Raw genomic sequence first — 12,492 nt, 5'->3', positions numbered from 1 at the left:
GGGTGAGATACTAGGGCCGACACAGTCCCACGCGACCCAGCCACCATTACTCTGCCGGCCCTCCGGGCCTAAAAACTTTTGTTTGCACGCGAACCGGTGGCTCACGCCACCGGCAAACACTCTGCCGGCCCTCCGGGCCTCCAGCCAGCTGCCCTTACGCCGCTTCGCCTTCGGAGATTTCTCCGTTGTCGCTGACGTCTTCGAAGCGGATCGAGACGCGTTTGCTGACGCCGGACTCTTGCATCGTCACGCCATAGAGCGTGGTCGCGGCGGTCATTGTTTTCTTGCTGTGCGTGACCACCACGAACTTGCTGTGGTCCAGGAACTCGCTCAGCACGGTCACGAATCGTCCGATGTTCGCTTCGTCAAACGGCGCGTCGACTTCGTCCAACACACAAAACGGGCTGGGGCGATACTGGAAAATCGACATCAACAACGCGACCGCCGTCAACGCCTTTTCACCACCGGACAGCAACGAGTTGCTGAAGCTCGGTTTGCCCGGCGGCGTCGCGACGATTTCAACGCCGGCTTCGAGCGGGTCTTCAGAATCTTCCAGCACCAAATCCGCGTGGCCGCCGCCGAAGGATTTTCGATACAGCTTTTGAAAGTTCTGGCGGATCGCTTCAAGTGTGTCCAGGAACAATCGACGACTGTCCGCGTTGATCCGGCCGATGATCCGTTGCAGTGAATCCTTCGCCGCGGACAGGTCTTCATACTGGCCACTTAAATGGTCGTAGCGCTCTTGAAGCCCTTCCAGTTCCGCGAGCGCCTCCATGTTGACGTTGCTGGTGCGCTGCAACTGGTCACGCAGCCGATTGATCTCGTCATCGATCGCGACCCGGTTTTCGATCTCCGACAGCTCTTCCGGCGGCTCGTCGTTTTCCAGGTCGATTTGATAATCTTCTTGAATGCGTTCGGCGAGCGACACCAAACGCAGTTTCGCGGCATCGCGCCGACTGGTGATCGCGTGAACCTCTTCGCTGGCCTTGGCGGCTCCCTTGATCGCTTCGTCACTGGCCTTCGTGATCTCGCGGCTCGATTCACGAACCGTTTCCGCGCTGGTCGCCAACTCGTGAAGCTCACTTTCCTGGCGATCGCTCTCGACTTTCAGCGTGGCCAGTTCTTCGAGCGTTTCGGCGATCCGCTGGTTCAATTCGGCCAGCCTGGCGTATCCGGTATCGGCGGCCGTTTGAGCTTCTTCGACGGCGGATTCGCGCTGGACTTGGTCGCGGCGTTGCTGCTGGATCGTTGCGACCAAGGACTCGTGTTTCTGTTCGGCGCGGGCGACTTCGACCGAGACCGTCATGACGGCGCCGATCGCTGACTGCAACGCCTGCTGGGTCTCCGAAAGGGTCTCTTCGATTTCCGCCGCTTCGCTCTCCAGCGTCTCGACCGTCTGTCGGTTCTGGACGATCTCTTGGGCCAGTCGCTCCGATTCCGTTTTTGCTTCCGACTGTTCGGCCTGAGTCGTTTCGACTTCCGAGACGATGGCATCGTGAGTCGCTTGAATCCCGGCCAATCGCTCGCCGGCATGCCTTCGCTCGGCTTCGGCGGCGGCCAGTTCGGTGACCAGGTTGCGATGGGCGATCTCTAAGCGGCCCAACTCGCTCGCATGGGTGTCGACGAGCTTGGCCAACTCCGTGATCGCTTCGTCGTTTTCAAAAATCTTAAACGTGTAGTGTTCGATTTCTTCGGCTGCCGCGGTCAGCTCACTGCGACGGCTGACCAAACCCGTCGCCGTCGCCGGTGGTCCGACGACCATCGTGCCGTCACTCTCGAGCACTTCGCCCTTGCGGGTCACGATGCGTTGGCCGGGACCGCTCAGCATCTTGACCGTCCGCGCGATTTGCAGGTCCTCGACCAACCAAGTCGCCGAGAGCAGATGGCTGATCAGTTTAATCTGTTCGGGCGCGCAGTCGATGACACGATCGGCGCGACCGATCACGCCCTGCAAGCCTTCCAGTTGGATGCGATTCTCTTTCGGCGGCTCGGGCAACAGATCGCTGCGGATGATCCCCACCCGACCGTCGGCGTCGATCTCGCCGTTGCAAATCGCCTCGGCCAAGTCGCCCGAGCGTGCGACCAAGTATTGGGAACGTTCACCGAGTGCGGCGTCAATCATCGGCGCGATTTCGGTGTTTGCCGTCACCAAGTCCGCGACCATGCCTTCGATTGAATCGACCAGCGGATGATCGGGCGCGGTCACTTGATCCAAGACCCCGAGCACGCCGCCGGAAACCCCTTCGTTTCGTTGGTGCAGGTCTTCCAGGACCAGGTAGCGTTGACGGATGCCTTCCAATCGCGTCCGCAGCGCGGCCGTCTCGCCACTTCGGCGGTCCAACGTCCGGCGATGTTCGTTGGTCTTGACTTCGGCCGCACGCACATCAGCCTTCGCCGTCTCAATCGTCCGCTTCAGCGACTCCACTCGCTTCGTCCACTCGACGTCATCCGACTTGGCGGACTGCAACGACTCGGACGCCTCGGCAACCCGCTTGGTCAGGTTGACCAACAGACGGCCATACTCGGACAACCGCGATTGAACGCGTTCGCGACTCGATTCCAGTTCGGCGACTCTTCGTAACGCCGCCAAGTGGTTTCGCTGCGTCGTGTCGCGCTGCCGCACGATCTCATCGGTCTCAACTTGAATCTTGTCGCGCTGCGTCTCGACTTCCGCACTCCGCTGACGGACCGATTCCAAGTCCCGCTCGCTGGCCAGGACACGCTCGGAAGCGTCGGCCAACTCGGCCGCTGCTTTTTGCGCTTGTGATCGCAGCGACCGAACACGTCGCAAGGATTGAGAAATCGAAAACCGCAGGTCGGACACCGAGGCTTGGTCGGCATCCTTACGGCCGTCGAGTGAAGCGACTCGGCCCAGCGTCTCACGTCGTTCGGATTCCAACCCCCGCGCCGAGTCGGCGATTTTTTGCAGCTGTAAATCCGCCGCCTGCCGACGCGTCGTCATCTCTTCGCGTTCAGCCTGCAACTGGCTGAGCCGCTCGTTGGCGACCTCCAACTCCGCGTCACACCGGGCGACTTCTTCGTTCAGATTGGTCCAATCATTCCACGCCACGACGGTGCGCAGTTCTTTGAGACGTTCGCTCGCCTGGCGATACCGCTCGGCCTTGGTCGCCTGGCTACGCACGCTCCTCAGCCGTGTGCCGACTTCTTCCACGATGTCGCTCAGTCGCGTCAAATTGGACTGAACGCGTGCCAGCCGACGTTCCGCTTCGAGTTTCTTGGCTTTGAAGCGACTGATCCCGGCCGCCTCCTCAAAGATCGCGCGGCGATCCTTGGCGTTGGCCTGCAACATTCGATCGACCTTCCCCTGCTCGATCAAACTGTAGGCGTCGATCCCGATTCCCGTGCCGCGGATCAAATCTCGAACGTCCTTTAGCCGCACCGATTGCTTGTTGATCAGGTATTCGCTTTCGCCGCTGCGATACACCCGGCGGGTCACGTGGACTTCGGGGGCGTCGACCGGCAGATTGCCATCGGCGTTGTCGAAAATGATCGTGGCCTCAGCGGCACCCGCTGCGGGCCGGGTCTGTGACCCTTTGAAGATGACGTCCGACATCTCCTTGCCGCGGAGACTCTTGGCGCTCTGAGACCCCAGGACCCACTTCATCGCGTCGACGATGTTCGATTTGCCACTGCCGTTGGGGCCGACGATCACCGTGATCCCGTCGGGGAAATCAAAGCGCGTACGATCCGCGAAGCTTTTGAAGCCGGCGAGTTCGAGAGCTTTGAGCATACGGGAGCAGAGAGAGGAAGTCGGGAAGGTGGGGGAGGCAGCCTGCTCACTAAAGTGGGGTAAGCATCCTGCTCGCCAAAGTGGGGTAAGCATCCTGCTTGCCAATCAGGCTGAATCGCAAGCTGGAAGCGTACTCCACGTCGGATGCTTACGGCACGTGGCCGGATGACCCCTTAAGAGTAGATAAAACGGCGGGATGGGGATAGCTGGTTTGCCGGTAAACCACGGGATCTAGGGGCACCGGAGACCGAATTCGGCTTGCGACTCGGCAGACTAATTCGGTAACCCCGATTATTCCGATTGTACCGGCAAAGATGCATAGCGAATTCACCGAAACCGTTCCGAAACGATGCCTGGACATGCGGCCAGGTGTCGCCGCTGCGCACAGCGCAATCGCGCCATCCGGACGCCAAACGCTGGCTCCATCGAGCTTCGCAGGACTCGCTTCCACCCTCCTGGGGGGTGGTGTTGGCGTGAATCTACGTATGCATGGCGAGCTACGAAACAACCCTCCCTCCGGGAGGGTCGAGCGAAGCGAGGGGAGGGCTTCCGCGGCCGACCGTCCACCGTTGCCGGTCACGTTTCCGTCGCAGCAACCCTCCCCGCGTCGTCGTAAACTCCTCCGCGACCCTCCCAGAGGGAGGGTGACTTCCATTTCGTGCTCGACGTTCCCAGGGAGACGATTGCGAAACCCCATCCGCATCGATTCAAGTAATAACCCTCCCTCCGGGAGGGTCGAGCGAAGCGAGGGGAGGGCTCCCGTTGCCTGGTTTCTGCTGTTGATCCTGTTGGCGGCAATTCCGGACGCATCTGCTGCCCCGCCGGAAGACCATCCCCCCACGATTGCGCACGTCAGGGATGCCCGCGATCAGGGAGACTTTCAATCCGCGAGTGAAATGCTCTGCGAACTCGTCGAGCAATCCGACGCCGACTTCTCGGTGGATTTTGTACTTTTGGCCCGGGCGGCGAAGGGACAGTTAGACGCCAAGCTGATCGACGAGCTGTATTGGAAGGCGGTTCATTCGCTGTCCCGCCACCAGCCGGATGCCGAGTCTGCCGCCCGGCGTCTGCTGATTCGCACGTCCGCCGCCAATCACTTTGCCGCCACCGGTCAAGACGATCAGGTTGCCAAAATTCTGGTCCCGGCCTTCGATGAACTGTCCACCGCCGCTGCTCCACCGCCGCCCGCCAACACGCTGCAACCGCTGATCAAACTCGCGATGCGGGCGGGCGGGTCGGCGCTGAATCAACAGCGTCCCTCCGATGCCGAAGCTCTCTACAGCAGGATCGTCGACTGCGCCACGCGAACCGGCTGGGCCGACGCAGTCGGCAGCGATCGCGCCTTGGCGATGCTGGGCTTGGGTTGGGCGACTGCGATGCAGCCCGATCGAATGCCTGACGCTGCAGAGCGACTGCAGCAATTCATCGACGCCTACCCCTCCCACGCCGACGCCGCCAGCGCGGCGGCCATGCGAGTCCGATGCTTGCGCAAGGCCGACGACGACGAGGCGGCTGTGCTTGCGATTGCGGACCTGCTTCAGCGTTGGCCATCGAGCCGCGGTACCGACCAGATCGTGCTGGAGACGCTTTCGACCGATCCGCCCGACCCGACATCACCGCTTTGGGACCCCGTCATGCATTGGGTGGTCCAGCATGGGCAACCGCAACAATGGTCGGCGGAATTGATCAGCCATGCGCTGTTGTTCGCCGGCCCGAAGCTGCCGCCGCCACGCTTTGACGCTTTGCTGAAACGACTGGCCGCCGAAGACAAAACGGGGCAGCGAATTGCTGTCTTGCTGCACGACTCAGCGGACTTGGGAAGCTCTGGGTTTGCCGAACAGATTGCTGCGACGTTGATCTCCGGTGACTTGCTGGATTCAACCACGATGGCTCGCGAGTCGGCCTGCCGGTGGGCCGGCAGAACGGGACGCTGGTCGATGCTGGCATTGGCCGCCGAGTCGACGGGCTTGAACGCCGCAGAAGATCGCAGAAGCGTTCACGTCGATCGATTGTTCGCCGAGGCCCTGACGCAAACCGATCGAGGGCAACAGGCCGCCAAGTGGTGGGCGCATGTGGTGGACCATCACGGCGCGACGGATTTTGCGACGTTGTTACGCTGTGCCGAGTCCGCGGTGGCCCATGCCGACGTCGCCGAGGCCACGCGAAGACTCGAGCGTGTGAAAGCGGCGTTGGGCGAGGAAGCTTCCAAATCGACGGGCGTGCACGCCGCGTTGGTGGATCTGCTGGCAGGCGATTTGTCAGTCCGGCAAGTCGACTTGACCGGCGCGCGATCGCGTTACGAACGCGTCGTTCGCAGCCCCGACGCGACACCGGCGCTGCGTGGACGTGCCCAATGGATGATCGGCGAAACGCATTTGATGCAGCGCCAGTTTGCCAAAGCGATCGACGACTACCGCAAAGTCGAAGGGCTGGACCCCGGAGGCCCTTATGTGGCGGCGTCGCTGGTTCAAGCCGGCAAGTCGTTTGAGCAATTGGGGCTGACACGCGAGGCCGGAGATTGCTACTCAGCACTGTTAGGCCGTTTCGCCGACAGTTCGTACGCGACCGAAGCACGACGCCGGATGGCGGTCTTGCCAGCCGCCGCCCGGTCTGCGGCCGGTGGTTCCAGCAACGGAAGCCCGCCGAACGACTCACCGGGCGACTCCCCAGACGACGCCGCGTCTTACCATTCCCCAAGTTTGCGACGCTGATTCACGCCAATCGATGAAACATTCTGACTCAAAAAAACGGTCGTCCCGAAAATTGCGTTCCAAGGTCCAGTTGCGACCGGAACGAGGGCGGAGGCGGCTGGCCGGACTGATCTCCCACATTTTGCCCGTGGTCGTCTTGGCCCTCGGCATGCTGTGGTGGATGTCGACGATTAGTTTGGCCCAAGCCCAAACACAACTCGCCCAAACGCAGCCGCAATTCAGAAACGGTCAGTTCGGCGGCCAGTTTCAACCCAGCCAATACGGCAACCAACCCCAGTACTCAACGACTCCGGGTCAGCCCGCGTTTCGCACCGCTCTGCAACCCGGCGGACAGGGCCAACCACAGCCGACTCAGGCCGGTATCCCGGCGCTGCCCGCCGAAGGGACTGCGACGGGACAGATCGGCAGCGACGAAACCGCTGCAGACGACGCCGGAGCGAGTTGGTTTCAAACACCCGCGTTTGTCAGCAAGGTCATGACGGGCGGTTGGTTGATGCTGCCGCTGGCGATCTGTTCGCTGGTCGTCCTGTCACTGTCTTTGGAGCGTCTGATCGCACTGCGCCGCAGCCGGGTGATCCCACGCCCGTTCGTGCGTCGTTTCACCGAGTGTGTCGAAGACGGCGTGCTCAGTTATGACGAAGCGACGGAGTTGTGCAAAGAGTTTGACTGCCCGGTCAGCGAGGTCTTTCGAGCGGCATTGCGTCGCTGGGGTCGGCCGATGTTTGAAATCGAACAGGCCGTGATGGACGCCGGCGATCGGGTTTCCGACGGACTAAAAAAATACCTGCGTGTCTTTCACGCGATCAGCAACGTCGCTCCCTTGATCGGTTTGCTGGGCACCGTGATCGGCATGATCGATGCCTTTGAAGTGATCAGCGACCAGAATTCGATCGGACGTCCGGAAACTCTGGCCAGCGGAATCAGCATGGCGCTGATGACCACCGCCGGTGGACTTGCCGTCGCCATCCCCGCCTACCTGGCGTACATGTATTTCAGCAGCAAATCGGATCGCTACCTCGGCGAAATCGAAAAACTTTGCCAACGTGTGATCGACTGCATCTCCGCCGAAGGTCTCGAAGACGCCGGATCCCAACGCAACAAAAAACGAAAAGCCGCCTAACCAAGTGGGATAAGCATCTTGCTGGCTGAAGTGGGGTAAGCATCTTGCTTGCCGCTCGCAAGCTGGAAGCTTACGCCACCCCAAACGCAAGCTGGAAGCTTACGCCACTCCAAACGCAAGCTGGAAGCTTACGCCACTCCAAACGCAAGCTGGAAGCTTACGCCACCCCAAACGCAAGCTGGAAGCTTACGCCACCCCAAACGCAAGCTGGAAGCTTACGCCACTCCAAACGCAAGCTGGAAGCTTGCGCCACTCCATTCGCAAGCTGGAAGCTTACGCCACGCAATCAATCTCATGGCCAAACGAAACCGATCCAACGAAGACGTGACGATCAACTTGACGCCGATGATCGACGTCGTGTTCCTGCTCGTCATCTTTTTCATGGTCGGCACCAAGTTCAGCGAATCGGAAAGCCGGATCGATGTCTCGGTGCCGTCGGTCGGTCCGATGAACGCCATCTCACGTGTTCCCGATGAACGCGTTGTCGAATTGACGGCTGATGGAAACGTATTGCTCGACGGACAGGTGGTCAACAACGAACAGCTCGCCGAAATCTTGGCGGCGCAATATGCCCAGTACCCCGATCTGAAAGTCGTCGTGCGGGCCGACAGCGCGGGATCACTGCAAGGATTCGCCGAAACGATTCACACCGTCCGCCGGTCGGGCGTCGCCCAAATCGGAATCGCGGTCAAAGTGGATGCGGGCGGAGGCGGAGGGATCCTCCGTTGAATCTGATCAGTCAAATCACGGGGCTGTGGGACGATCCGCGACTGATCTACGCCGTCGCCATCGCCGCAGTCGTCTTGCTGGCGATCACGATCTGGCTGTTCCGTCGAGCCAAACGCGAGGGACGCGCCGCCGGAACCATCTGTCTGGTCCTGTCGGTGGTCCTGCACGCCGTGCTGATCTATTTGGTGCCGTACCAGGTACAGGATGACGGCGGATCGTCGACGCAGGAAGTCGATCCGACCGCAAGCGGTGTCGAATCCCTGACGTTCTCCACCTTCGATCCAGACCTGACGGTCGACGACGCCTCCGGCGACGTGGACACACCGTCGATCGAGCCGTTGCCCGTCGCCGAATTGCAAGACCTGTTGGCCGAACCGTTCGACGAGCTCGTGACAGACGACTCGCTCGCGGACGTCGATCCGCAAGACCAGCAGCAGGCACCGAGTCAACCGCCGCCGGCGCCAACATCCTTGGCGAACGACTCGCCAAGTGAAATCAGTCCCGCGCTGGAGCAGATCACACAAGACCTCGATGCATCGCTCGATCAGTTATTGCAATCGCAACTGGAACTGGCCGAGAGTGCGGTCGCGGCGGAGATTCCTGAAGAGTCGGCGATGGTTGCCGCAGCGACAACGGATCCAACGCAACGCGTCACCGATCCGACGCCACCCCAAGACGCCGCGCCGCCGATCGCTCCGGCGCCAGATCCGATCGAGCCGTCGGAACCAAGTCCGCCCGTCGCAACCACGCGTTCCGCCGCCGCCGTGGTTCCCGGATCCGAACAAGCCGACTTCGCCAACAGGGTTGGCGCGGCGAAGCAACTGGCAATCGCACAGACCGGCGGCGACGCGCGAACCGAAGCCGCAGTGAAAGCGGCGCTACGGTTTTTGGCTGCGGCGCAGCGTCCCGATGGTGCCTGGGATCCGCAGGCGTCCGGTGCCGGTGAAGATCGCATGCCGTTGGGAGAACGACGACCAGGTGCGGGCAGCAAGAGCGCGACGGGGCTGACCGGACTTTCGCTCCTGGCGATGATGGGTGCCGGAAACACGCATCTCTCCGGCGACTATGCCGAAAATGTCTATCGCGGGCTGGCGTATCTGATTCGGACCCAGCACCCCGATGGATCACTCAGCGGCAACGCGACGGTCTACGCCGCCAGCTATTGTCATTCGATGGCCGCGCTGTCACTTTGCGAAGCCGCGGTGATGACGAACGACAAGTCCGCGATCGAATCGTCCCGCCGCGCGATCGCACACACCGTTCGCATGCAACACCCGGTCACCGGAGGTTGGCGTTACACGCGGGGCGATCCAGGCGATCTCAGCCAATTGGGCTGGCAAGCGATGGTGCTCGACGGAGGCAAACGGGCGGGGATCAAGATCGAACGGGATACCGTGGCGGGCGTCGCCAGGTTCTTGCGCAGTGTTCGCGCCGGTCGCGGCGGGTTGGCATGCTATCGGCCCGGCGAAGCGATCAGCCGAACGATGACGGCCGAAGCGTTGGCGACGAGGTTGCTGATCGGCGAAGACGTCCCGCAAGCGGAAATCGACGAAGCTGAACGCTATCTGCTGGAGTCGTTGCCGGGAACGCGGCAAGACAATTATTACTACTGGTACTACGCCACACTGGCCCTGCATCAATTGCAAGACGAAGCGTGGGAGCGTTGGAACGCGGCACTCAAAGACCGTTTGCTGGCCACGCAACGCGGCGACGGAAGCTGGCCGGCCGACACCGTCTGGGGTGGCTACGGAGGCACGGTGTACACGACTGCGATGGCAACACTGTGTCTGGAATCCTACTACCGCCACGCCATCCGCAACGCCAACGACCGCATCGCCAACCGGCCGTAACCGGAGATGGCAGAAAAATGGCGGGCAAAAAAATGCATCACGCTATCAATCGCCATCCCAGTACGTGACCATCCCAGCACGTGGCGTCAGCCAGTGGCGCGTGACACCCTGCTTCACCCCGCGTCGCTCGCTCACGCGTCCCGCTGGAATGTTCTCCTCATTTCCCTTCCAACTCCGCCACCCGTTTCTCCAGCAACTCCACACGCTTCGTCAACCGAATCACAATCTGCCTCAAGTCATAGTCATTCATCTGCGGCTTGGATTCTTGTTCCGGATGAAACGGATTCGGCGGCGGTGCACCCACGGCCGGTTCCCACGCCTCAAGCTGCTCCTGGATCGCTTCGATCTTCTTGTTGACCAAGGGAAGCGTCGGGTGTTTGGAGCCCATCGAGTCGCGGCTGCGTTTGAGCATCCGCAGCTCTTCGGCCAATTGTCGTCCGCGTTCGGTCAGCAGCGCCGCACGAGGAATCGGATCGGTCGATTTTGACGCCTTCGAATCCGCCTGTTCAGACGGCCCCGTTTGGGCGCTCAGCTGATCGGCCACACAAACCGCCAGCAACGCGACCAGCGCGACACCGATCAATGGTTTCAAAACCTTCATGTTCAGTTGCTCAAGTTAAAAGTGGAAACGGTTAGGGCACGCTGTGCATACGCTGACTTGTTCCCAGGCTCCGCCCTACGCCGCGAACGATTTATTTCCTGTGTTTGGCGAGGCTTTAGCGGTAGGGCGCAAGCCCTCCGGCTTGCGCATCTTTGCCAACACACCGGAGGGCTCGCGCCCTACCGCTAAAAAGTCGTTCACGGCGTAGGGCTCCGCCTGGGAACCCAATGTCTTGGAGGCTCCGCCTCCCGAGTTCGCCAACGGACTCGCCGATGCAAGGCGTTCCGAGGCGTAGGAGCCTGGGAGCGAACATCCATCGGGCACGCGCCGCAAGCCCTTCTTTAAGCGCAAACCCAATACACCACCAGTTTGGCATACTCCAGCCAGATTGGGAAATGCGTCTCCACACTCTGACCGGGGCCGGTCGCCGCGTAAACCGAGATTTCAGCATCATCGCCGAACTCTCGCTGAAAACACAGCTTGCTGCGGCGGGTATGGGGCGGCGACGTGACCACGACAATGCTGGTGAATTTGCGCGGCAGATTCGCAACGCCGGCCGCTTCACTCCGCGAGCCGAGCCAAACGTTGGGCTGGACCGGAACACTGTGAATCACGTCTGCCGGGACACCGCGCATCGCCAGGTAGTCGATCGCCCGTTGCAGCCGCGTGTCGTTTTGCCGACGGACAAAATTGTAACTCGACGAATTCAGTTCCTCGAGCAGATAGATCTGTTCCACGCGATGGAAGTGATACAGGTCCGACGCCGCGAACAGTCGCTCCCAATACGCAGGCCCATCGGCCATGACGTATGCGATCTCGCCCCGCGCATCACCGTCATGGACATACAGCGGTTGAATCAGCACACCGCGAACGGACGCAAAGGAAGACGCAAGCGTAACGACAGCCCAGGCGATCAAGACCAGCCAAAACCGCCGTTTCCATTTTGTTGCAACATCAACCATGCGACCATTGTAGCCACCGCCAACGACCGCGCACCAACCCACCCCAGCGGGAGGCGTGAGCGACCGGCGCGTGGAGATTTCCGCGCAACCATCACGCGCCACTGGCTGACGCCACGTGCTGGCATGCACCCCAGCGGGACGCGTCAGCGACCGGCGCGTGCATGCGGCATCACCCCGACGGGACGTTAAATTTTTTTACTGCAGGATTTGACAACCGTTTTAGATTCTCTCCCTCTGGGAGAGACGGCGTTTGCGCAGCAAGCAAACGCCAGAGAGGGCCGGCGCTGCGTACGTCTTGGCGCCTTCCGCTACGATCGATGTGGGCTGCAAAACTGATCACCAGCCCCCTCATCCCCAGCCCTTCTCCCCCACAAATCGACAAGCAAGCTTGTTACGATTTGTGGGGGAGAAGGGAGCCATGAATCTTGCAGTAATAAAATTGACGTCCTCCGGGGTCGCTGGGATTTTTGGACCTGCTTCCCGGAGGTGGCGCTGCGCTGACCTCCGGCTACTTGCTGAAATCCCTCCGGGATACTCGGTTCGCGGCATCACCCCGACGGGGTCAAAGCCAGTAGCCGGAGGTGAGCGGAGCGATACCTCCGGACATCCAGTCCACTCCCCGACGCGACCCCGGAGGGTGTCGAAGCAAATTGCGCCAGAGCCCTCGGACCCGGCCTTCCGTCGCGGAATGATTCGCTGCGACTTCCCTCCGGGGTCGCTAGGAATCCGGGACGACCTTCCCGGAGGTGGCGCTGCGCTGACCTCCGG

7 protein-coding genes are annotated in these 12,492 nt (G+C 61.2%); 4 read left to right on the top strand and 3 right to left on the bottom strand.

Annotation, left to right across the window (positions count from 1 at the left end; all coding sequences use genetic code 11):
- Positions 1-154 precede the first annotated feature (154 nt).
- Positions 155-3,751, bottom strand: a complete 3,597-nt coding sequence (gene smc / locus NZK35_RS30890; protein ID WP_259636390.1) for a chromosome segregation protein SMC — start codon at positions 3,749-3,751, stop codon at positions 155-157.
- Positions 3,752-4,434: 683 nt separating this feature from the next.
- On the opposite strand from smc, the gene NZK35_RS30885 reads away from it, so the two are divergent.
- The 4 genes from NZK35_RS30885 (at position 4,435) to NZK35_RS30870 (ending at position 10,161) form a co-directional block, all read left to right on the top strand.
- Positions 4,435-6,462, top strand: coding sequence for a tetratricopeptide repeat protein (locus NZK35_RS30885; RefSeq protein WP_259636389.1), 2,028 nt, complete (start codon positions 4,435-4,437; stop codon positions 6,460-6,462).
- A gap of 13 nt (positions 6,463-6,475) precedes the next feature.
- Positions 6,476-7,582: a MotA/TolQ/ExbB proton channel family protein gene (locus NZK35_RS30880; protein WP_259636388.1), complete on the top strand. Its 1,107-nt coding sequence runs from the start codon at positions 6,476-6,478 to the stop codon at positions 7,580-7,582.
- 294 nt (positions 7,583-7,876) lie between these two features.
- Positions 7,877-8,311 (top strand): ExbD/TolR family protein, encoded by a 435-nt coding sequence (locus NZK35_RS30875; RefSeq protein ID WP_259636387.1) that lies wholly within the window; start codon positions 7,877-7,879, stop codon positions 8,309-8,311.
- Complete coding sequence (locus tag NZK35_RS30870; protein ID WP_259636386.1) at positions 8,308-10,161, top strand: prenyltransferase/squalene oxidase repeat-containing protein; 1,854 nt, start codon at positions 8,308-8,310, stop codon at positions 10,159-10,161. The genes NZK35_RS30875 and NZK35_RS30870 overlap by 4 nt, the downstream gene beginning before the upstream one ends.
- Before the next feature lie 157 nt (positions 10,162-10,318).
- Here NZK35_RS30870 and NZK35_RS30865 read toward each other — a convergent pair whose 3' ends face one another.
- Together NZK35_RS30865 and NZK35_RS30860 are read right to left on the bottom strand one after the other, a co-directional pair.
- On the bottom strand, positions 10,319-10,762 hold the full coding sequence (locus NZK35_RS30865; protein ID WP_259636385.1) for a hypothetical protein: 444 nt from the start codon (positions 10,760-10,762) through the stop codon (positions 10,319-10,321).
- Between the two features lie 341 nt (positions 10,763-11,103).
- A complete protein-coding gene (locus tag NZK35_RS30860; protein WP_259636384.1) occupies positions 11,104-11,724 on the bottom strand; it encodes a YdcF family protein in 621 nt (206 codons plus the stop codon).
- Positions 11,725-12,492: the final 768 nt, after the last annotated feature.

The sequence above is a fragment of the Stieleria sedimenti genome, from assembly GCF_025060895.1.
GTDB lineage: Bacteria > Planctomycetota > Planctomycetia > Pirellulales > Pirellulaceae > Stieleria > Stieleria sedimenti.
Note: the sequence above shows the minus strand (reverse complement) of the source record. Positions and strands in the feature narration are given on the sequence as shown.

Excerpts from the sequence above, each read along its gene's own strand:
- NZK35_RS30865 (WP_259636385.1), bottom strand. The coding sequence starts at position 10,762 with ATGAAGGTTTTGAAACCATTGATCGGTGTCGCGCTGGTCGCGTTGCTG.
- NZK35_RS30875 (WP_259636387.1), top strand. The coding sequence starts at position 7,877 with ATGGCCAAACGAAACCGATCCAACGAAGACGTGACGATCAACTTGACG.
- NZK35_RS30860 (WP_259636384.1), bottom strand. The coding sequence starts at position 11,724 with ATGGTTGATGTTGCAACAAAATGGAAACGGCGGTTTTGGCTGGTCTTG.
- smc (WP_259636390.1), bottom strand. The coding sequence starts at position 3,751 with ATGCTCAAAGCTCTCGAACTCGCCGGCTTCAAAAGCTTCGCGGATCGT.
- NZK35_RS30880 (WP_259636388.1), top strand. The coding sequence starts at position 6,476 with ATGAAACATTCTGACTCAAAAAAACGGTCGTCCCGAAAATTGCGTTCC.